The sequence below is a fragment of the Enterococcus sp. AZ078 genome (assembly GCF_051714985.1).
GTDB classification, from domain to species: domain Bacteria; phylum Bacillota; class Bacilli; order Lactobacillales; family Enterococcaceae; genus Enterococcus_B; species Enterococcus_B hirae.
On the sequence record NZ_JBIOSW010000001.1, the window covers coordinates 1,847,426 to 1,870,492 of the forward strand.

Below are 23,067 nucleotides of genomic sequence, written 5' to 3' on the forward strand. Positions count from 1 at the left end.
ATTAATTTGTTTTGATTTCTTCCATAATGAAGCCTTCGATGACGTCATCGACTTTGATGTCATTGAATTTTTCGATCATTGCACCACATTCATAACCCATTTTAACTTCTTTTACATCGTCTTTGAAACGTTTCAAGCTAGCTAGTTGTCCTTCGTAAATGACGATACCATCACGGATCACGCGAACGCCACTATCACGTCGAATGTATCCTTCTGTGACATAAGCCCCAGCGATCGTTCCAACTTTTGATACTTTGAATGTTTCTCGAACGATCATTTGACCAGTGATTTTTTCTTCAAACTCTGGATCTAGCATCCCTTTCATCGCTGTTTCGATTTCTTCGATTGCTTTATAAATGATTCGGTGTAAACGAATGTCCACTTCTTCATTATCCGCTTGAATTTTAGCTTGTGGTGTAGGACGAACATTGAACCCAATGATGATCGCATTACTTGCTGCTGCAAGGGTTACATCACTTTCATTGATGGCACCAACTGCAGAATGGACGATTTTCACACGTACGCCTTCTACATCGATCTTTTGCAATGAAGCAGCCAATGCTTCTGCAGAACCTTGTACATCAGCTTTAATGATAACATTTACTTCTTTTAATTCGCCTTCTTTTAAGCTTTCAAACAAGTTGTCCAATGTTACCCGACTAGTGATCGCACGATGTTCTAACAACGCACGTTTGGCACGTTCTTCACCGGCTGCACGAGCAGTTTTTTCATCTTCAAAGACAACAAAGCGGTCACCTGCTTGTGGCACATCGTTTAACCCAGTGATCTCAACTGGTGTTGCTGGTCCAGCAGATTTTTCACGACGACCTAAGTCGTTGACCATCACACGCACACGTCCATAGGTATTTCCTACTACAATTGGGTCACCTACGTTTAAAGTCCCTTGTTGAACAAGTAATGTTGTAACAGGTCCTTTTCCTTTGTCTAGACGTGCTTCAATTACTGTACCAATTGCTCGTTGTTTAGGATCTGCTTTTAGATCCTCTACTTCCGCAACCAGCAAGATCATTTCTAGCAATTCGTCAATATTTTGACCAAATTTAGCAGAGATTTCAACGAAAATCGTTTCTCCACCCCAAGCTTCTGGAATCAATTCATATTCACTTAATTCTTGCATCACGTGTTGAGGATTTGCCCCTGGTTTATCAATCTTATTAACAGCAACGATAATTGGTACGCCAGCTGCTTTCGCATGGTTGATTGCTTCGACTGTTTGTGGCATAACACCGTCATCTGCTGCTACAACTAAGATCGTGATATCAGTGATACTTGCTCCTCGCGCACGCATACTTGTAAATGCAGCATGTCCAGGTGTGTCTAAGAATGTGATTGGTTTGCCATCAATATCGATTTGGTAGGCACCGATATGTTGTGTAATCCCACCAGCTTCGCCACTTGTTACTCGTGAATGACGTAATGTATCAAGTAATGTTGTTTTCCCGTGGTCGACGTGTCCCATGATTGTTACAACTGGTGGACGAGAAACCAATGTATCAGGATTTAATTCTTCTGGTTCAAAGAATTTGTCGATATCTGCGATATCTACTTGGATTTTTTCTTGTGGTTCCATCCCATAATCTGTTGCTAAGAGTTCAATCGTATCTTTATCTAGTGCTTGGTTTTGGTTGACCATTACGCCAAGCATAAATAATTTTTTGATGATCTCTGCTGGTTCACGATGGATTTTCTTCGCAATATCCGCAACGTTCATGCCTTCAGTATACTCTAATACTTCTGGTAACTCACGGAATTTACGTGGTGGTACAGCAGGTTTATTGGAAGTTTGTTGTTTTCCTTTTTTCCCTTTTTTGTTAAAACGATTGCGGTTGTTATTGTTAAATTTACCACGATTATTATTGTTGTTACGGTTTTGGTTACCACCTTGGTTTGATCCTTGGCGATTTTGGTTTCCGCCTTGTGTTGATCCTTGGCGGTTTTGATTGCCACTTTGTGTTGCTCCTTGACGGTTTTGGTTATTTCCGCCTCCATTATTACTTCGGTTTTGGTTTGTTGATTGGTTTTTTCCTTGATTCACTTGACCGCTCCCTTGACCGCGATCTTGATAGTTGCGGTTATTTTTTTGTTGTTTCGTTTTTGTTTCTTGTTTCTTTTGTTCATTCGGCTGGTTTGTGGCTGGCTTTTGGCTGGCTTGCTGTGCTGTTTTTTTATTCGTCTGTGGTTTTTTGAACGCTTGTTGCAACTTCTTTTCATCACCAGTTGTGATTGCTCCCATGTGATTCTTCACATTAATCCCAAGTTGCTGCGCCTTTTCCACAACGTCTTTACTAGGCTGATTTAATTCTTTTGCTAGTTCATAAATTCGTTTGTTGCTCATGCAATCACCTTCCTAACCTTCAATTAGCTCCTTGGTTTTCTTCGCAAAACCGTTATCTACGATTCCAAATACTTTGCGAGGCTTCCCAATCATCTGCGTGATTTCAGCTTCGGAAAATAGTTCAAAGCAAGGAACTTCATAATATGAACTCTTATCTTTCACTTTTTTCTTCGTATTCTCACTCGCATCATTTGCTACAAACACGATCTTTGCTTTTTGTTTACGAATGTCTGCAATGGTCAACTCCTCGCCGGTAATCAACTTACCAGCGCGCATCGCTAACCCAATGAGATTCATGGCTTTTTGCCGATTTCCTTCATTCATTTACCGAATAGCTCTTTTCGTGCTTTTTGATGGGTTACATAATCGAGTAACTCTTGGTAGAATTCATCTGTCAAAGTCGTTTCTAACGCCCGATCAAGAATCTTCTTATCCCAAGCTTGTTGTACTTCAGCTGGCTCAAGTGAGACATACGCACCACGGCCTGGCATTTTCCCAGTGGGATCAATCGATACTTCCCCTTCTTTGGAACGGGTAATTCGAATCATCTCTTTTTTGGGTTTCATTTCACCTGAAACCACAGATTTGCGTAAAGGAATCTTCCTTTGTTTCATCTCTTCGCCTCCTAAGCTAATTGTTAAGCATCTTGATCCGTATTTTCAACTGTTTCATCGTTGAAAGCAATCGTTTCATATTCATCATCTGTATAATCAGATTGAACGATCGCTTCATCATGAGCGACTTCTTCAGAAGCTACTTCTTGATCTTGCGCTTGTTTTTCATAATATTCAGCCATATCTGATTCTGACTTGATATCGATTTTGTGATTTGTTAGTTTGGCAGCCAAACGTGCATTTTGTCCACGTTTACCAATCGCTAAGGATAATTGGTAATCTGGAACGACAACGGTACAAGCTTTAGGATTTTCTTCATCAAAAATCACATCGATCACTTGCGCTGGATTCAGAGCATTCGTGATAAATACCGCTGGATCTTCGTTCCACTCAACGATATCCATGTTTTCACCCTTTAATTCATTCACGATCGCTTGCACACGCTGGCCTTTTGGTCCAACACAAGTTCCAACTGCATCAATATTTTCATCATTTGAACGAACGGCTACTTTTGAGCGATCGCCTGCTTCTCTAGCAATGCTTACGATCTCAACGATCCCATCGTAAACTTCTGGCACTTCTTGTTCGAATAAACGGCGTAATAGATCTGGATGGCTACGGCTAACGAAGACTTGTGGACCTTTTGACGTATTTTCTACACGAGAAACGTACACTTTGATACGATCATGCGGTTGATAAAATTCATTAGGCATTTGATCTTGTTTCGATAAAACAGCTTCGATCTTTCCAAGATTTACATAGATATATCGTTTATCTTGACGTTCAACGATACCTTGCATAATGTCTTTTTCATACGCGCTGAACTCATTGTAAATGATGGTTCTTTCTGCTTCTCTGACACGTTGTAAAATAACTTGTTTTGCTGTTTGTGCAGCAATTCGTCCAAAGTCTTTTGGTGTCACTTCAAAACGGATGGTATCACCAATCTCATATGCCGGATTAATCAAAAGCGCATCTTTTAATGATACTTCTAATTGTGAATCCATTACTTCTTCAGTAACTTCTTTCACAGCATAGACGTGAATTTTCCCTTTCTTTTGATCAAATTCAACTTCAACATTTTGAGCTTGACCATAATGGCGTTTGTATGCAGAAACTAAAGCAGCTTCTAAAGCGTCGATCACGATTTCTTTTGAAATCCCTTTTTCAGCTTCTAATGCATCTAATGCGTTTAGCATTTCTTTACTCATTTTTCTGTTTCCTCTCCGTGATTAAAATTGGATCGCTAAGCGAGCTTTGGCAATATTTTTTCGGTCAAGAATTAATTCTTTTTCCCGTGTTTTTATGCGTATTTTCAATATCAGCTGTTCAGCATCAACTGATTGGAGAAATCCTTCATATTGTTTTTCTCCATCAACTGGTTGATAAAGAGAAACATGGATATATTCTCCAAGCGCTTTTTCGTAATCTTTCTCTTTTTTTAATGGGCGTTCTGCCCCTGGAGATGATACCTCTAGAAAATAAGCTTGTGGGATAGGATCTGGATCTGCTGCATCAAGTTTTTCGCTAAGTTTTTCGCTAACCCATGCACATTCTTCGATATCGATTCCGCCATCTTTGTCAATGAATACTCGTAAGAACCAACTTTTGCCTTCCTTCACAAATTCTACTTCGACAAGTTCAAAATTTTGTTCCTCTAAAATCGGAGTCACCATTGCTGTGACTGTTTCAACGACGCTACTCAAAAAGTTCGCCTCCTTAAAATTGCTTCCGTAATTCCATTAAAAAGAGTGAGCGAAAATTCCGCTCACTCACAGTTAGTATCATTACCTATAAATAACTATACCATATTTCATTTAAAATGACAAGCTTCCACGCTAACCCTTGATTAGAACATATCAAACAAGGAAAGTTGGTTTTCATCTGGAAGGTCTTTCAATACCCCGTTGTCGTTCATATACTCAATCAACGTTTTAGAAACTTTTCCTCGTGTAGCAAGATCTTCTTTTGATAAGAATGGTCCATCTTTTCGTGCTTCAACGATTTGTTTTGCAACGTTTGTTCCTAAACTTGGGACAGCTCTAAATGGTGCGATCAATGTGTCTCCTTCGATCACGAAGTTCACGGCATCTGATTTATATAGATCGATCATGCCAAAATGGAAGCCTCTTTCCAACATTTCATTCGCTAATTCAAGGACGGTCAACTGATTTTTCTCTTTGACTGAGGCATCCAAACCTTTATCTGTGATTTCTTTCATCGCTTGTTTTACCGCATCTTTCCCTTTACACATAGCCACAAGATTAAAATCATCCGCTCGAACTGAGAAATAGGCACAATAGTATAAAATAGGGAAATAGACTTTAAAATAAGCTACACGTAAGGCCATCAAAACATAAGCCGCTGCATGGGCTTTTGGGAACATATATTTGATTTTAGAACAAGAATCAATGTACCAATCAGGAACATTGTTTTCTTTCATGGCGGATAGATAGGTTTCTCGTAATTCATCAGGGATCTTGTTCCATAGCCCTTTACGAACGGTTTCCATAATCTTAAAAGCCATCCCACTATCTAATCCAGCATGGATCAAGTAAACCATGATATCATCCCGACAACCAATTACTTCAGCCAAAGTTGCATCCCCACGTTTGATCAATTCTTCTGCATTGCCTAACCACACATCGGTCCCATGTGATAATCCGGAAATCTGTAAGAGTTCAGCAAAAGTCGTTGGATGTGTTTCTTCCAACATTCCCCGAACAAAGCGTGTCCCAAACTCTGGGATACCTAGTGTCCCTGTTTTAGAATAAATCTGTTCACTGGTAACGTTCAAGACATCTGGACCGGCAAAAATTCTCATTACTTCTGGATCGTCAGTTGGGATCGTTTGTGGATCGATTCCCGATAAATCCTGCAACATACGGATTACTGTCGGATCATCATGTCCCAGAATATCAAGCTTCAGTACATTATCATGGATAGAATGGAAATCAAAATGCGTTGTTTTCCATTCTGAATTTTGATCATCTGCTGGATATTGGATCGGTGTAAAATCATATACGTCCATGTAATCGGGAATAACGATGATCCCCCCTGGATGTTGTCCAGTCGTTCGCTTCACGCCAGTCGCACCTTTGGCTAATCGATCAACTTCAGCACTGCGAAATTGTAAATTATGATCTCGCTCATAACCTTTAACAAAGCCATAAGCTGTTTTATCGGCAACTGTACCGATTGTTCCTGCTCGATAAACATATTCTTCCCCAAACAAAACTTTCGTATAGTTGTGCGCTTCTGCTTGGTAATCACCTGAAAAGTTCAAATCGATATCTGGTACTTTGTCTCCATGGAACCCTAAGAACGTTTCAAAAGGAATATCATGGCCATCTTTATTTAATCGTGCGCCACATTTCGGACATTTTTTTTCAGGCATATCAAACCCCGAACCGTAAGTACCATCTTCAAAGAATTCTGAATACTGGCAATCAGGACAATAATAGTGAGGGGCCAATGGATTTACTTCAGTGATCCCAGTCATTGTCGCAACAAAACTAGAACCAACTGATCCACGTGAACCAACTAAATAACCATCTTCGTTACTTTTATGCACCAGTTTTTGCGCAATCAAATAGATCACAGAAAACCCATTCCCGTTGATCGAATTCAATTCTTTTTCTAATCGTTTTTCAATGATTTCTGGTAATGGATCACCGTACAACTGTTTAGCTCTGGTATAACTCAAATCAGAAATCTCTTCTTCAGATCCAGGAATTTTTGGCGTATACAAATCATCTTTCACCGGAATGACCTCTTCACAAAGGTCAGCAATCTTATTCGTATTGTCAACGACGATTTCTTTCGCTAGATCTTTTCCTAAAAAGTTAAAAGCAGTCAACATCTCATCTGTTGTTCTAAAATGCACATCAGGCAAACTATGTCGGTTCAACGGATTAGCCCCACCCATTGAATTAATCAAAATCTTCCGATAGATTGCATCTTCTTCATTAAGGTAATGAACATTCCCAGTAGCAACGACGATTTTGTCCAATGACTTTCCGATTTCAACTAGATTTTTGATGATTTCTTCTAAATCATGTTCATTTTTGACTAGTTCTTGCTCAAGCAATGGTGCATAGACCGCTTTTGGCATCACTTCAATATAATCATAAAATTTTGCTCGATTTCTAGCTTCTTCAATCCCTTTTTGCATCATTGCTTCGAAAATCTCACCTTTATCACAAGCAGAGCCAATGAAAAGATTCTCACGTAATTTCTTCAGTTGTGAACGAGGAATACGTGGGACACGTTCAAAATATTCCACATTCGACATCGAGATTAATTTGAATAAATCTTTTAATCCAGCTTGATTTTTCGCTAAGATCGTCACATGAAATGGCCTTGCTCGTTTATACGAATCGCCTTCTCCCACATGAGCATTGAGTTGATCATGGTAGAGCATCTCATGGTTTTCCATTGCTTCTTTAACGAAAATCCATGCTAAATGACCTGTCGCTTCAGCATCGTAAATCGCTCGGTGATGCTGTTCAAGACTGACACCAAATTTTTTAGATAACACACCAAGACCAAATCGTTTAAATTGAGGATACAGATATCTGGCTAATTCCAGCGTATCGATGACTGGATTCGTCGCCTCTGGGATTCCATATTTTGCATAACTTGTATTCAAGAATCCCATATCAAACGCGGCATTATGGGCGACCAGAATCGAATCTTTTGAAAACTCGAGAAACAGACGTAGGACTTCTTCTTCTGATTTAGATCCTCGTACCATTTCATCTGTGATCCCAGTTAGATCAATCGTTGTGCGGGAAAGTGGGTGTCCAGGATCAATAAATTCATCAAAGCTTTCAATGACATTCCCTTTATACATCTTGACCGCAGCTAATTCGATGATCGTATCATAAACAGCAGATAGTCCAGTGGTTTCCACGTCAAATACGACATATGTTCCTTCATTCAAAGAAACATGTTCATCATTGTAAGCAATCGGCACACCATCATCTACAACATTGGCTTCAACCCCATAAAGAATTTTCACGCCTGCTTTTTTACCGGCACTATGCGCTTCAGGAAATGCTTGTGCCCCTCCATGATCCGTGATCGCAATCGCTTTGTGTCCCCATTTTCCAGCTTGAGCCACAAGGTCAGAGATACTATTGGTTGCATCCATCGTACTCATATTACTATGAACATGTAATTCCACTCGTTTCTCATCGTCAGGAGCATAGTCTTTACGAGGTGCATGCTTCACCTCAATGATATCTTGTGCATTCATCACCAGGTCTCGCACAAATGTATCTTCTTGGATACTTCCTCTAACTTTTAACCAGCTTCCTACGCTGATTGCATCAAAGATTTGTTCATCTTTTTCATTATTTGAAAATTTCTTAACAATAAAAGAAGAAGTATAATCGGTGATTTTTAACGTTAGAATCTTACGTTTTGAACGTAGCTCACGCACTTCTTTATCAAATACATAGCCTTCCAAGGTCACACGACGTTCTTCTTCAACGATATTGATCATTGGTGTTGTCGGTTCATCTGCTGGAATATTACGACCTAACTGGATCGGTCCATCTAGTACAGGAAGTTGCTCTTTTCTTTCTTTTTTCTTTTGTTCATGGACAATCAAACTTTCCGCAGCTTGCTTCATGAACGCTTCTGCTTGTTCTTGCTTCCGCTCTTCAAACAGTTTTAGCACACGTTCTGCTTGTTCTTCATCAATTTCAGGTTCGATACGAAATTTAGGGAACCCGTAGCTGACAAACAGCGTTTCAACTAAAGGTAGATATTGTTGCTTTAAATAATTAATCGCGCCATTGCTATCGACTGGCAAGACAATTTTCTTTTCCTTCAATATAGGGACTTGTGTTTTTAAAACTTGTTGAGCCAACGGCGTATCGCATTGTTGGCTTTCTAAAGCTTGTGCCCAATAATCTTGTAATAATTTTTCATCAAACTGCTGATCATCAGCTTTGATAGTTAATCTGATCTGTGCAATATCTTTAAATGCCAGTGTCAAATTTTGGAGCAATGATCGATAAAGCATGATCGGTAAAATTTGAGTAAAGTGTAGGGTAAACTCCCACAATCTTGATTTGCGGTGAACCACTACACGCTCCATTTCGCCAGCAGAGATTAGTGGATGATTTTTTTCCACTTCTTCTAGTTGGATTTGTTCCAACAATTTTTCAAATAACTCTCGTTTTTCTGACAAAACCATACGCCCTTTCTGACGAGGACAAATCAATGCTATTTCATTTGAACCTCTTCTTCTTTCAGTACTATTTAGTATACCCGTTTTTACATGGATTTACATTAAAAAAACGACAAAGAATTTTCTTTCTCGTTCTAAATCGTTGATTACTTAGCTAAATGAATCCTCACAACGTAAGCTGATTGGTACTCCTTGCTCTTGCAACGTAGTAACATGCAGTTCGCCCCAATCACATAACGCATCTAACACACTACTTAATGTTTGACCATATTCACTTAAGGAATAAACAACTTTTGGTGGAACCTGATGATATGAGGTTCGTACAACAATACCGTCTGCTTCTAATTCACGCAATTGTTGAGTCAACATCTTTTGGCTAAGATTAGGAATTTTTCGTTTTAAGTCGCTGGGACGAAGCGGACTGTGACGCAGGTTGCATAAAATAATCGGTTTCCATTTCCCACCGATAACATCCATCGTGGCTTCTACACCAATATTATACGTTTTTTCAATCATATTTCCCTCCTAAAATCCTTTTACTATCCAATAGTTACTTTTTAGATACTATAGCACAATAAAGTAGGTACTATCTATTAGAGCCTATCTAGTATACATTATATCTATTGAAAATTAAAGGAGGAGTATAGATGATCCATTCATTGAATGATCGAATCATGTTAAATAACCAAATAGAAATTCCAGGGATAGGACTTGGTGTCTTTCAAATCCCTGATACCCAAACTGCTGAAGTAGTCAAAGAAGGCATTGTAAAGGGCTATCGGTTGATTGATACTGCTCAAATATATGATAATGAAATTGGTACAGGAATCGGAATCAAAGAAGGGCTGAAAGCTGCTGGAATTTCTCGAGAAGAACTATTCGTAACCTCCAAAGTCTGGAACGATCATTTAACCTATGACGAAACGATCCAAGCTTTTGAAACCAGTTTAGCACGTCTAGGACTAGACTATCTAGATCTTTATTTAATCCATTGGCCTGGCGAAGATGCATTTTTAGAGTCATGGCGTGCTTTGGAAAAATTATATCAATCGGGGAAAATCAAAGCGATTGGTGTTAGCAATTTTCAAATCACTCATTTAGAAAAATTATTGACACATGCGAATGTCATTCCCGTTCTCAACCAAGTGGAACTACATCCAAAGTTATCTCAAATTGAACTACGCAATTTCTGCGCAAAACATGCAATAAAGATCCAAGCGTGGTCCCCTTTGATGCAAGGGAAACTATTGAATCACCCAACTATAGTAGAGATTGCTGAAGCGCATCATATTACTCCAGCCCAAGTAATCTTACGTTGGGATGTCCAGCAAGACATCTTATTAGTGGTCAAGTCAGTTAAGCCCGAACGAATGAAAAGTAATGCTGACATTTTTGATTTCGTTCTTTCTGAAGATGAAATGACGGTTTTGAATGCACTGAACGAGCATTTTCGGGTAGGACCAAATCCTGATACATTCGATTTTAAATAAAGGAGGAAGATGTAAGATGGAACTAGGTTTATCTCATAAGGTTGCGTTAGTCACTGGCTCAACAAAAGGCATCGGAAAGGCCATTGCGATCGAATTGGCAAAAGAAGGTGCAGATGTCATCATCAACGGTCGTCACGCACCGCTTGTTGATCAAGTGGTCACTGAATTAAAAGAAAAATTCCCCCAAACTAACCCTCAGCGTGCGCCATTTGATTTAGCAGATCCAGAAGCACGGCAAGAACTGTTTACGCAATTTCCTACAGTAGATATTTTGATCAATAATATGGGGATTTTTGAACCGATGGATTATTTAGCTATCACAGATGATATTTGGGAACATTTTTTCCAAGTCAATGTTCTTGCTGGAAATGCATTAGCCAAAAATTATTTACCTAAAATGTTGAAGCAAGATTTTGGTCGTATCCTTTTTATTGCGAGTGAAGAAGCAGTGATGCCTTCAGGTGAAATGGCTCAATACAGTATGACCAAAACGATGAATCTTTCTTTAGCAAAAAGTTTATCCAAATTGACTGTTGGCTCTCAAGTGACCGTCAACACGATCATGCCTGGCTCCACCTTGACAGAGGGCGTTCAAGAAATGTTAACAACAATGTACGCAGACAGCCAATTGCCTGAATCTGAATGGGAACAAGATTTTATGAAAAATCATCGTCCACTCTCACAGATCCAACGCTTGATTCGACCAGAAGAAATCGGGCGTTTTGTTGCATTTGTTTCTAGCCCCTATGCAACTTCTTTTTCTGGCGCTGCCTTGCGACTTGATGGAGGATTGGTGCCAACGATTTATTAAGAACGATTTTGTAACACAAATCAATTTCTTCTTACTAAAGAGCCAGTATGATTTTTCATTCGAACAAATGTGAGAAACAAAAAACGAAGGATACCGAGCCAAAACTTGCCTCAGTCTCATTAGAAAAAAGACAAGCCCAACTATTTGTTAGGCTTGTCTTTTATTTCAAGCAAGAATTTTCTTTCTTGACTGTATTTTATTGATTTAAAAGAATGGGTAACGTATTTGCTAGCTCTTCTTTGCGAACTTCAACCATTTCCCCAGTTTTCTTAATTTTGACTTCAACGATACCATCCACCGCTTTTTTACCTACTGTAATTCTAATTGGACAGCCAATTAAATCGGAATCTGCAAATTTCACACCTGCACGCTCATTACGATCGTCAACGAGTACTTGATAACCAGCAGCCAACATCGTTTGTTCAACTTCTTCGGTTAAGTTCGTTTGGTTTTCGTCTTTTAGATTCATTTGAACAACATGTAAATCAAAAGGCGCGATTCCTTTAGGCCAGTTAATGCCATTTTCATCTGAATTTTGTTCAACGATTGCTGAAAGCAGACGACTTACGCCAATTCCGTAACAACCCATAATGACAAATTTTTCACGTCCATTTTCATCTAATACGGTTGCGCCCATTGATTCACTATAGCGTGTGCCTAATTTAAAGATATGTCCGATTTCGATTCCACGTGTAAATGCCAATACACCATTATTATCAGGTGATGGATCTCCTTCTTGAACAAAGCGAAGGTCTTCATATGAGATCACTTCAAAATCTCGTTCTGGGTTGACATTCACATAATGGAACCCAGTTTCATTCGCTCCAGTAATAGCGTTCGCTAAGTCTTGGACATGACGATCAGCGTAGACTTTTACTTCTTCTGCTACACCGATTGGACCAACAGAGCCGAAATCTGCTCCTAGGTATTTTTGAGCATCTTCTTCTGTTGCTTCTTCTAAGAAATCAACCGCTAAAAAGTTTTTCAGTTTCACATCATTGACATCGTGGTCCCCACGTACTAATACCAATACTGGGTTTTCGTCTGCCATAAATAAAACAGATTTAATGATTTTTTGTGGTTCAGTTTCAAAGAAGTTCGCCACTTCTTCAATCGTTTTTACATCTGGTGTCGCAATTTTTTCTAATTCAAGTTGTGTTTCATGTGATTTTTTAGGGACATAATAACTTGTCGCCATTTCTAAGTTAGCGGCATAATCGCTTTCTGTTGAGTAACAGATCGTATCTTCACCGATTTCTGAGATCGCCATGAATTCTTTTGAATCTTTACCACCCATTGCACCACCATCACCAATGATTGCTCGGAAATCTAACCCACAACGTTTGAAAATCTCAGTATATGCTTTTTCATAATCTTTATACGCTTCATCTAAACTTTCTTCTGATGAATGGAAAGAGTAAGCATCTTTCATAATAAATTCTCTGCCACGTAATAACCCAAACCGTGGACGTTTTTCATCACGATATTTTGTCTGGATTTGGTAAAGGTTCAACGGCAATTTTTTATAGGAATTGACTTCATTGCGAATCAATTCAGTAAATGTTTCTTCATGAGTTGGACCTAAGATCATTTTGCGATCATTACGATCATTGAGACGATATAAATTTGGGCCGTAAGTTTCATAACGACCAGATTCTTCCCACAATTCCGCAGGTAAGAGAGCTGGCATCAACATTTCGACAGCGCCAATCTTTTCAAATTCTTCACGCATGATCGTTTTTAATTTTTCCAATACACGATTAGCAAGAGGCAAATAAGAATAAATACCAGCTGAAACTTGGCGAATATACCCTGCTCTTAATAAAATTTGATGACTTAGTACTTCTGCATCATTTGGAACTTCTCGTAATGTTGGAATCAACATTTTTGATTGTCTCATTCTATATACTCCTTCATTTCTCATATAATCATTTATCGTTTGTAATTATACCCTATTTATAAACTTTTTCTAGAAAAAGAATCGTTGGATATCATTCCATGTGACTAATACCATTAAAAGCATCAATAAACCGAAGCCTGCTAATGTGATAAAGCCTTCTTTTTCTTGGCTGATTGGTTTTCCACGAATCCCTTCCACGACGTTCAAGACAAGCTTTCCTCCGTCAAGCGCTGGAATTGGTAATAAGTTAACGATTCCCAAATTCATCGAAAGAATGGCCATCAAGCTAATGACCGTTAATATTCCTTGATCTGCAGCTTCTGAAGATAATTGGAACATCATTACAGGACCGCCCAATTTATTTAAACTAAAGTTTGTAAATAATGAGCCTAGTGCTTTAAAAATTTCTAATGAACTACTGAAAGCTTGTTGTGTTCCTCCAATGATTTTGTCAAAAAATCCCGTTTTCATTGGTGCTTTGATTCCTAATTGCCCATATTTTTTTCCATTCGATTCTACCACACCTGGTGTTACTGAAAGGGTTTGTTTCTGACCATTGCGCTCGACTTCAACATTGAGTTTTTTCCCAGGATTCTCGGTGATCGTAGCCGTTAGATCTCCCCAAGAATGAATGGCATTCCCATTGATCTCCAAGATTTTATCATTTTCTTTTAAACCAGCAGTTTGTGCTGCACCATTAGGTAAGACTTCGCCAATTTGATTCGTGTTAGTGACTTGAACTCCGCCATGCATAAAAGCAAGCAGAATAAATAACAAAATAGCTAACAAGAAATTATTCATTGGTCCTGCGAAATTCGTCAACATCCGTTGCCATAATTTGGCTGATTGGAACTGTACGTCTTTTGGAGCGATTCGAAGTTCTGTGCCATCGGCTTCAATGATCGAAGCATCATGCGCGACAGAATAAGTCACTTCTTGTTCTTCCACGCCATTGACATAGCCAGTAATCGTTAATTCTTCTTCAAGATCATAACGAATCAATTCCATCGGGATACTATTTGTAAGCTGTACTTTTTTACTTAAATTGATTTTCTCTACGATACCATCAGAATTTAATAAAAGAGATAACGGCATTCCCGGAGCCATCTCTGTTTCATCGTCCCCGTTTCCTGCCATCCTCACATAACCTCCGATTGGCAATAAACGTAGTGTATAGGTAGTTCCGTCCTTAGCTTGATGCCCATAAATTTTGGGTCCCATACCAATTGCAAACTCTCGAACGAGAATTCCTGATCGTTTCGCAAAGAAGAAGTGTCCAAATTCATGAACAATGACCAAAATGCCAAAAACAATAATAAATGTAATAATTGTTTTCATTTTACATTCTCCTTTACTTTTTTTAGGTTAAATAAAACATCTTAATTTTACCATATTAATAGCTATTCACCAATAGCCCTAGTTTTTTAAAGAAAAGAGGTGGCGCTGGAAATAATCAATTTTTAGAAATAAGCCGAATAATCCAAAACTATTTTTCTTCTGGATTATTCGGCTTATTTTCTGAACGAACAACTTCTAAGACACCACGTATTCTTTTTTGAGTAAGATGTGAACATAAAGCTCGCATATTGATTTGAAAAAAGATAATGCTTCATTCCCATGCCCATATTTAGTTAACAACTCATTGGCATCCTATTAAACTATTGTTATTTATAAATGAGTAGACGATTAGGCAAGTGCTCATTCAAGTCTTTGATGATCACTAAATCAATCCAAATAAATGCATGATTGGAAAGACAAAAAGCAAACTATCAAAACGATCTAGTATCCCGCCATGCCCTGGTAAGATATTCCCAGAATCTTTGACATCGTAGTGACGTTTGATCGAAGATTCAACGAGATCACCAAATTGTCCCACGATCGATAAGAGCATCGTTACAAGGAGCATGAAGAACAGCCCATGTCCAAATAATTCTTTGGCTGGATAGAACAAGAAGTACAACAAAGCAACGACTAATGCACTAGCAATACCACCTAATGCTCCTTCGATTGTTTTATTTGGTGAAACATCTGGACTTAACTTATGTTTTCCGTATTGTCTTCCAACCATATAAGCACCGATATCAGTTGCCCAAACGACAAATAATCCAAAGAGCAAAACTGCCAAACCTTCTGTTCTTGCATTGACGAAATTTTGAAATCCAATACCTACATATAAACTAGTAATTACCGGGAACCCCGCTTCATCAATCGTATAGGTATTCTTTGAAATAACTGATGTCCCTAACAAGATCATGACGATCAAGTAAAAGAGCATAAACGTGCTTGTCTTCTCCGGTAAAAAGAAAAACCAACGTTCTTTTGGTAGAACTAAAATAACTGCTCCAATCGCTGATAATATTCCTTCAAAACTTAACAACGTCAAGCCCTTCATACGGAATAACTCATAGACACCGACGACTGCTAACAAAGCTGCTACAAATTCGATTGTGATTCCACCGATCCATATAATTGGTATAAATAGGACCAGGGCAATAGCAGCTGTGATCACTCGTTGCTTCATGACTGATCTCCTTCTTTCTCTGTTTTCTTCACGCCACCGAAACGACGGTCTCTGTTTTGAAATGCTGCGATTGCTTCTTCTAGATGCGCCCCATCAAAATCAGGCCACAAAGCTTTTGTGAAATACAATTCGCTGTATGCAAGTTGCCAAAGCAAGAAGTTACTAATTCTTTCTTCCCCACTTGTTCGAATAACCAATTCAGGATCCCGCCATTCGGTTGGCAAAAAACCAGTCATGAGATGATCTGCAATCAGTTCTTCGTCAATAGCTTCAATCGCAGTTTCTTCATTTTTGACTTCTTCAGCAATTTTTTTGACTGCTGTCACAATCTCTGCTCTGCTTCCATAATTCAAAGCAAAGTTAAGGATCATTCCAGTATTATCTTTTGTTTGCTCAATTGCTCGACGAACAGCATCTTGTGTATGTTCAGGTAATACTTCTTCATAGCCCATGACACGAACCTGAACGTTTTCTTTGATCAATTCTGGAACAAATGTATCAAAAAAATCCACTGGAAGTTGCATCAAAAAACGGACTTCATCTTTTGGTCGTTTCCAATTTTCTGTTGAAAAAGCATAGAGGGTTAAAACTTTCACACCTAAACGAGAAGCTTGTTTGGTTACTTTTTTAACTGTCTCCATCCCTTCTTTATGTCCAGCAACTCGAGGTAAACGTCGATTTTGGGCCCAACGACCATTTCCGTCCATAATGATTGCGATATGCTGAGGAATGGGACCTTCAGCCGCAAAATGAAAATCACTTTTTTCTTGAATATACTTGTTTTTTTGCGGAAAAAAACGTAACATTCTTTTTCCTCCTATACTTAAAAGTTACCACTATCTTTAGTATTATATCAATTTATCACATGATTTCCTATGCTGGATTACTTTTTTTAGTTATTTCTACGACTTTTTTCTTATTTTTTAACTTTTGCTATAAAAAAAGCCTTGGACAAGAAATCGTCCAAGGCTTTTTAGTAGGTGTAAAAATACATAAACGGCATTGATAAAAGACTGATTCTACCAAGCTTTATGATTAAACTTCCAGTAATTCTTGTTCTTTGTCACTAGCGATTTTATCTACTTCTTTGATGCTTTCATCGGTTAGTTTTTGTACTTCTTTTTCTAATCCACGTAGATCATCTTCTGTGATATCGCCATTTTTTTGTTGTTTTTTGTATTCATCAATTGCATCACGACGAATGTTACGAACAGCGATTTTCGCATTTTCTGCTTCTTTTTTTACATCTTTTGCTAATTCTTTACGACGTTCTTCAGTTAATTGAGGAATAATTAAACGAATGACATTCCCATCATTGGTTGGACTGATTCCAATATCACTTGCCATAATTGCTTTTTCAACATCTTGTAAAATGCTCTTATCAAATGGAGTGATCATTAAAACACGTGCTTCCGGGATTTGGATTGAAGCCATTTGGTTCAAAGGTGTTGTTGCACCATAATAATTAACTGTGATTCGATCAAGTAAACTTGCATTGGCACGTCCTGCACGAATTTGTCCAAGCTCACGTTGTAAATTTTGTGCTGCTTTTTGCATCTTTTCTTTTGCTTCTGTCATAATTGCATCTGCCATTTTTTATTTCCCCCTTACAGTTGTTCCGATATTTTCGCCTAAGATTGCACGACGGATATTTCCATGTTCATTTAAATTAAAGACAAGCAATGGGATGTCATTGTCCATGCTTAGTGAGCTAGCGGTAGAGTCCATTACTTGCAACCCTTTTGCAATCACTTCTAAATGAGTCAATTCTTCAAATTTCACAGCATTTGAATCTAATTTTGGATCAGCTGAATAAACACCATCAACATTGTTTTTAGCCATTAAAATAACATCAGCGCCAATCTCAGCTGCGCGTAATGCTGCAGTGGTGTCTGTTGAAAAGTATGGATTCCCAGTTCCACCTGCAAAAATCACGATTCGGCCTTTTTCTAAATGACGTTCTGCTTTTCTGCGAATATATGGTTCAGCAATTTGTCGCATTTCGATTGATGTTTGGACACGTGTTGGCACACCAACATTTTCCAAAGTATCTTGCAACGCTAAAGCATTCATTACAGTTGCCAGCATCCCCATGTAATCAGCTTGAGCACGTTCCATTCCCATCTGAGCACCGATTTGTCCGCGCCAAATATTGCCGCCGCCTACCACGATAGCCATTTCAACGCCTAATTCGTGTACTTCTTTGATTTCTTGGATGATTTCTTTAATAACAGGCGGTTTGATTCCAAAGCCTTCATTCCCAGCTAAAGCTTCTCCACTTAATTTTAAGACAACACGCTGATATTTCGGTGTGACCATGTTCATTCCTCCAATATTTTCTATTGCTATTTTACCATATTCAGGTAATTTAGCCACTAAAAGTCTAACTATTTGTACCTATGCCTAAAAAAAAGAGCTGTGACATACGTCGCTGCTCCTTTTTAATTCCAAATAAGCATACTATCTAATGTTGATCCAACATTTAAAAAGTGACTCGCAAAATGAATCAACATTAGATAACATATACTCAATTTTCAGAATTATTTTTTCACTTGGTTCATAACTTCTTCAACAAAGTTGTCTTCGCGTTTTTCGATTCCTTCGCCAACTTCAAAGCGTACAAAAGTTTTCACTGTAGCACCTTTAGAAGCAACATATTTTTCAACAGTCATATCAGGATCTTTAACGAATGGTTGGTCAACCAAAGCGATTTCTGCTTTAAATTTCTTCAAGCGTCCTTCTACCATTTTTTCAACGATATTAGCAGGCTTACCTTCGTTTAAAGCTTGTTCTGTAAGAACAGTTTTTTCATGTTCTAATTCAGCTTCAGGAATTTGAGTTTCGTTTACATAGCGAGGATTGATTGCAGCTACGTGCATAGCAACGTCTCTTGCTACAGATTCATCAGTTGTTCCATCTAAAACAGTCAATACAGCGATACGTCCGCCCATGTGTAAGTAACCACCGAAAGCAGCGTTATCTTCTTTTTCAACTACTTCAAAACGACGGAAGCTGATTTTTTCTCCGATTACTTGTGTTGCTTCGATCAAGTCAGATTCGATCGTACCTTTTTCTGTTTTGATCTTCATTGCAGCTTCCATGTCTGCAGGTTTGTTTTCTGCAACAAGTTCAGCGATTTCTTTCACTAGATCTTGGAACATTTCGTTTTTAGAAACAAAGTCTGTTTCTGAGTTAACTTCAACGATTGCTGCAGTATTTCCTTTGATTGCTACTGAAGCTAATCCTTCAGCTGCAATACGATCATTTTTCTTAGCTGCTTTAGCCATTCCTTTTTCACGTAAAAGATCTACTGCTTTTTCCATATCGCCTTCTACTTCAACTAATGCTTTTTTCGCATCCATCATACCTACGCCTGTCATTTCGCGTAGTTCTTTTACCATTTTAGCTGTTACATCTGCCATTATTGTATCCTCCTATAGTTTCTTTTTAAAAAAAGCTGTTTCAAAGGAGAGTGAGGCTTGTCGCCTAGCCTTTGAAACAGCTCCATCATTTAAAAATTATTCTGCTGAAGTGTTGTCGCCTTCTACAACGTCAACGATTTCTTCGATTGAAGTAGCATTGTTTTCTACTACAAAGTCTTCTTCAACTACTTGGTCTTCCCCTTGGTTACCTTCGATAAATGCATCAGCCATTTTTGAAGTAATCAATTTAACGGCACGGATTGCATCGTCATTTGAAGGGATAACTACGTCGATTTCGTCTGGGTCGCAGTTTGTATCAACCATAGCTACGATTGGGATATTTAATTTATGCGCTTCTTGAACAGCAATGCGCTCTTTACGTGGGTCAACGATGTACATTACATCTGGAATTCTTGGCATATCAGCGATACCACCCAAGAATTTTTCAAGACGTTCACGTTGTTTGTTCAAACCAGCAACTTCTTTTTTAGGTAGAACTTCAAAAGTTCCATCTTCTTCCATTGCATTGATTTGTTTCAAACGGCTGATACGTTTTTGGATTGTATCCCAGTTAGTCAATGTTCCACCTAACCAACGATGGTTTACATAGTATTGTCCAGCACGTGTTGCTTCATCTTTGATTGCTTCTTGTGCTTGTTTTTTCGTACCTACGAATAAAGCCACGCCGCCTTCTTCTGCAACGCTCTTCATGTAGTCATAAGCTGCATCTACTAACTTAACAGTTTTTTGTAAGTCGATGATGTAGATTCCGTTTCTTTCTGTGAAGATATATTTCTTCATTTTTGGGTTCCAGCGACGAGTTTGGTGACCAAAATGTACGCCGGCTTCTAGTAATTGTTTCATTGAAATTACTGCCATTTTTGTTTCCTCCGATTTGGTTTTTATTTTTCCTCTCCCTGTCTTTCACCTCGCTGACAAACTTTTTCAAGCACCTATCAACGATCCAACAGGAATGTGGATTTGTTGATGCAAAAAGCATCTTTAAACATTATACAAGTAACCTACCTGTATAGCAATAGCTAAAGAGACATTCTTGCTCAACATTCAATATTTTACCTGACTTGCTAGTAAATATCAAGAGAAATCTCTAGTTGCCTCTGCATTTATTCTCATCTTTCATGCTTTACTCTCTCATTAACAAATGATCATAATTCCTAGAGTTATCTCATAAATCAGAATAATATTGGGCAACTCGATTTTTTTTTGATATGATACATGTGAAATCTTTCGTAAAGGAGAAAGAATATGCGTAAATCTGAGCGACATTTACTTATTAAACAAGTGATCGGTGAATTTACGATCCGTACACAAGAAGAACTCTTGGCCAAACTGGAGGATTATGGTGTGACAGCGACACAAGCTACGATTTCCAGAGATATTCGTGACTTAAAAATCGTAAAAGTACCAGATGAAAATGGCGTTTCCCATTTTGTTCTTTTTCAAGGAAAAAAAGGACTCGAAGCAAAAACAGATGATGAAAAACGGTTAGTCCAAATGATCGAAGACATCGTGTTAAAAGTGGAACGGGTCCATTTTCTGACGGTCGTCCATACCTTACCAGACAACGCACATCTTTTCGCTGCCGTTTTAGACGATATCAAACCACCTCATATCGTCAGTACGATTGCCGGGTTCGATACAACCATTATCATTTCCAAAGATGAAGAAGAAGCAAAATTGGTGGAAGCCTTCTTACATGCTCCCAAAGAAACAACACTTTTTTCAGCCAACTAAATTTAATCAACGCAGCATGAATCAATGAATGGATGATATCTGTCCCAATCACTTCTATATAAAATAAACCGTCCCTCACGAAAGCTACTATTATAAGTAAGCCTTTCGTAAGGGACGGTTTATTTGTGTACGTTACTTTTCTTACATTTTATCTGGTGCGTGTAAGCCAAGCAAACGTAAATCTTCTTTTAACAAGACTGTTACAGCATAAACTAATGCTAAACGCGCTTCTTTTTGGTCATCTTCAACTAAAATTTTAGTATGTGCATAATATTTATTAAATGCTTGAGCTAACTTGATTGCATGTTTTGCAATAATAGAAGGTTCGTATTTTTCACCTGCTTGTAAAACAGTTTCTGGGTATTTTTGAATCAATTTTACAACTTCCCAGCTGTTTTCATCATTCAAGGCGTATTCTTGATCTGTCGATGGCGTAAAGTCGGCTTTTGCTAACAAGCTGACAGCACGAGCATGTGTATATTGTACATAAGGTCCTGTTTCACCTTCGAAACGGACAACTTCTTCTAAATTAAAGTCAAATGTATTTAGGCGATCGTTTTTTAAATCATGGAAGATAACTGCGCCAACACCGACTTGTTTAGCTACCACATCTTTATTTTCTAAATCAGGATTTTTCTCACTGATCTGTTCTTTAGCAGAGTCAATGGCTTCATTTAGCACTTCTTCAAGTAAAACAATTTTCCCTTTACGTGTTGATAGTTTTTTACCACCTTGAGTAATCAATCCGAATGGGATGTGATGCATATCATCTGACCAATCAAAGCCTAATTCTTTAAGAACAGCTTTCAATTGTTTGAAATGATAACTTTGTTCATTTCCGACAACATACAATGATTGTTTAAAATCATAAGTACGTTTACGGTAAAGAGCTGCTGCTAAATCACGAGTGATATAAAGTGTTGCACCATCTGATTTCTTGATCAACGCTGGGTTCAAATCATAAGCAGATAAGTCAACGATTTCAGCACCTTTATCTGCTTGCAATAAATGTTTTTCTTCTAAAAGTTCTACGATTTCATCCATTTTATCGTTATAGAAAGCTTCACCATTTAAAGAATCAAAACGAACTTCTAATAGATCGTAGATTTTATTGAACTCTTTCATAGATTCGTCGCGGAACCATTGCCATAATTCAATGGCTTCTTTGTCGCCTTCTTCCAAACGTTTAAACCATGAACGTGCTTCATCATTCAATTCTGGTTCTGTTTCAGCCACTTCATGGAATTGAACATACAGACGCAACAATTCATTGATTGGTTCAGAACGTACTGCTTCTTCTGAACCCCATTTTTTATAAGCCACAATCAGTTTCCCAAACTGTGTGCCCCAATCTCCTAAATGATTGATACGAATCGGGTTGTAGCCTAATTTTTCCATGATAAATCCGATGGAGTTCCCGATAACTGTAGAACGCAAATGCCCCATTGAAATCGGCTTTGCAATATTAGGAGAAGACATATCGATTGGTACGTTTCCGTTATTTCCGATGGAGCTGTCGCCATAATGTTCTTTTTCTTTCACGACAGAAGCCAAAACTTCTTTACTGATCATCGCTTTATTCATAAAGAAGTTTAAGTAAGGACCAACCACTTCGATTTTTTCAAAGTTTGTTGAATCGATTTTTTCTGCTAGGTCAGCTGCAATTTGTTGAGGGGCTTTTCGATAGATTTTCGCTAATGAAAAGGCAGGAAAGGCTACATCCCCATGGTCTGCAGATTTTGGATTTTCTAATAGTTTTTCTACTTGTTCCATTGTAAGATCGTCTTTGACAACGTCATAGATCGCTTTTGATACAATATCTTTGTTATTCATTTACATTCCTCCTATAAATACTTTTGTTTGCTGAAAACAAAAAAATCTCTAGTGATCATAGATAACTATGATCACTAGAGACGAGATATCCCGCGGTACCACTCCAGTTGTCCTATTTGCTAGGACCAGCTTCATCTGATATCGGTTGATAGCCGTCTGTCTT

General features: G+C 38.3%; 19 protein-coding genes and 1 other annotated feature (1 of these 20 running past the window's edge). Of the genes, 3 read left to right on the forward strand and 16 right to left on the reverse strand.

What is annotated here, in order from left to right; all coding sequences use genetic code 11:
• Position 1: 1 nt before the first annotated feature.
• The 7 genes from infB to IGJ18_RS08545 all read right to left on the reverse strand — a co-directional run bounded on the left by infB (position 2) and on the right by IGJ18_RS08545 (position 9,688).
• Positions 2–2,356, reverse strand: coding sequence for a translation initiation factor IF-2 (infB, locus tag IGJ18_RS08515; protein ID WP_438843186.1), 2,355 nt, complete (start codon positions 2,354–2,356; stop codon positions 2–4).
• 12 nt (positions 2,357–2,368) lie between these two features.
• Positions 2,369–2,680: a YlxQ-related RNA-binding protein gene (locus tag IGJ18_RS08520; protein ID WP_010718885.1), complete on the reverse strand. Its 312-nt coding sequence runs from the start codon at positions 2,678–2,680 to the stop codon at positions 2,369–2,371.
• The gene (gene rnpM / locus IGJ18_RS08525) at positions 2,677–2,970 is read right to left on the reverse strand and encodes an RNase P modulator RnpM (protein ID WP_010718884.1); all 294 of its coding nucleotides are present in this window, start codon (positions 2,968–2,970) and stop codon (positions 2,677–2,679) included. Before rnpM ends, IGJ18_RS08520 begins: the two co-directional genes overlap by 4 nt.
• A 23-nt stretch (positions 2,971–2,993) precedes the next feature.
• Positions 2,994–4,181: a transcription termination factor NusA gene (gene nusA, locus IGJ18_RS08530; RefSeq protein ID WP_010718883.1), complete on the reverse strand. Its 1,188-nt coding sequence runs from the start codon at positions 4,179–4,181 to the stop codon at positions 2,994–2,996.
• Between the two features lie 21 nt (positions 4,182–4,202).
• Positions 4,203–4,676: a ribosome maturation factor RimP gene (gene rimP / locus IGJ18_RS08535; protein WP_010718882.1), complete on the reverse strand. Its 474-nt coding sequence runs from the start codon at positions 4,674–4,676 to the stop codon at positions 4,203–4,205.
• Between the two features lie 143 nt (positions 4,677–4,819).
• Entirely contained in the window at positions 4,820–9,172 is a 4,353-nt protein-coding gene (locus IGJ18_RS08540) for a PolC-type DNA polymerase III (protein WP_063627709.1), read from the reverse strand.
• Positions 9,173–9,322: 150 nt separating this feature from the next.
• Positions 9,323–9,688: a winged helix-turn-helix transcriptional regulator gene (locus IGJ18_RS08545; protein ID WP_010737776.1), complete on the reverse strand. Its 366-nt coding sequence runs from the start codon at positions 9,686–9,688 to the stop codon at positions 9,323–9,325.
• Between the two features lie 131 nt (positions 9,689–9,819).
• On the opposite strand from IGJ18_RS08545, the gene IGJ18_RS08550 reads away from it, so the two are divergent.
• Both IGJ18_RS08550 and IGJ18_RS08555 read left to right on the forward strand, forming a co-directional pair.
• Positions 9,820–10,662, forward strand: coding sequence for an aldo/keto reductase (locus IGJ18_RS08550; protein WP_438843187.1), 843 nt, complete (start codon positions 9,820–9,822; stop codon positions 10,660–10,662).
• Positions 10,663–10,678: 16 nt separating this feature from the next.
• Positions 10,679–11,473 (forward strand): SDR family NAD(P)-dependent oxidoreductase, encoded by a 795-nt coding sequence (locus IGJ18_RS08555; protein ID WP_053766742.1) that lies wholly within the window; start codon positions 10,679–10,681, stop codon positions 11,471–11,473.
• Positions 11,474–11,669: 196 nt separating this feature from the next.
• Here the strand turns inward: IGJ18_RS08555 and IGJ18_RS08560 are convergent, their stop codons facing one another.
• The 8 genes from IGJ18_RS08560 to rpsB all read right to left on the reverse strand — a co-directional run bounded on the left by IGJ18_RS08560 (position 11,670) and on the right by rpsB (position 20,195).
• Complete coding sequence (locus tag IGJ18_RS08560; protein ID WP_010718877.1) at positions 11,670–13,373, reverse strand: proline--tRNA ligase; 1,704 nt, start codon at positions 13,371–13,373, stop codon at positions 11,670–11,672.
• 69 nt (positions 13,374–13,442) lie between these two features.
• Positions 13,443–14,711: an RIP metalloprotease RseP gene (rseP, locus tag IGJ18_RS08565; protein WP_438843188.1), complete on the reverse strand. Its 1,269-nt coding sequence runs from the start codon at positions 14,709–14,711 to the stop codon at positions 13,443–13,445.
• Between the two features lie 382 nt (positions 14,712–15,093).
• Positions 15,094–15,894, reverse strand: a complete 801-nt coding sequence (locus tag IGJ18_RS08570) for a phosphatidate cytidylyltransferase (protein WP_010718875.1) — start codon at positions 15,892–15,894, stop codon at positions 15,094–15,096.
• Entirely contained in the window at positions 15,891–16,700 is an 810-nt protein-coding gene (locus IGJ18_RS08575) for an isoprenyl transferase (RefSeq protein ID WP_010718874.1), read from the reverse strand. Before IGJ18_RS08575 ends, IGJ18_RS08570 begins: the two co-directional genes overlap by 4 nt.
• 229 nt (positions 16,701–16,929) lie before the next feature.
• Positions 16,930–17,487 carry a ribosome recycling factor gene (gene frr / locus IGJ18_RS08580; protein WP_438843189.1) on the reverse strand — a complete coding sequence of 186 codons (558 nt, stop codon included), beginning with the start codon at positions 17,485–17,487 and terminating at the stop codon, positions 16,930–16,932.
• A 3-nt stretch (positions 17,488–17,490) separates the two neighbouring features.
• Positions 17,491–18,213 (reverse strand): UMP kinase, encoded by a 723-nt coding sequence (gene pyrH / locus IGJ18_RS08585; RefSeq protein WP_010718872.1) that lies wholly within the window; start codon positions 18,211–18,213, stop codon positions 17,491–17,493.
• Positions 18,214–18,434: 221 nt separating this feature from the next.
• Entirely contained in the window at positions 18,435–19,316 is an 882-nt protein-coding gene (tsf, locus tag IGJ18_RS08590; protein WP_010718871.1) for a translation elongation factor Ts, read from the reverse strand.
• 96 nt (positions 19,317–19,412) lie between these two features.
• On the reverse strand, positions 19,413–20,195 hold the full coding sequence (gene rpsB, locus IGJ18_RS08595; protein WP_438843190.1) for a 30S ribosomal protein S2: 783 nt from the start codon (positions 20,193–20,195) through the stop codon (positions 19,413–19,415).
• 387 nt (positions 20,196–20,582) lie between these two features.
• Here rpsB and IGJ18_RS08600 point away from each other — a divergent pair, with 387 nt between their 5' ends.
• Positions 20,583–21,071 carry an arginine repressor gene (locus tag IGJ18_RS08600; RefSeq protein WP_228196801.1) on the forward strand — a complete coding sequence of 163 codons (489 nt, stop codon included), beginning with the start codon at positions 20,583–20,585 and terminating at the stop codon, positions 21,069–21,071.
• A gap of 141 nt (positions 21,072–21,212) precedes the next feature.
• On the opposite strand, the gene argS is transcribed toward IGJ18_RS08600, so the two are convergent.
• Positions 21,213–22,904, reverse strand: a complete 1,692-nt coding sequence (argS, locus tag IGJ18_RS08605; RefSeq protein ID WP_034698338.1) for an arginine--tRNA ligase — start codon at positions 22,902–22,904, stop codon at positions 21,213–21,215.
• A 73-nt stretch (positions 22,905–22,977) separates the two neighbouring features.
• Positions 22,978–23,067: a binding site (T-box leader), on the reverse strand; it runs 110 nt beyond the window's last position.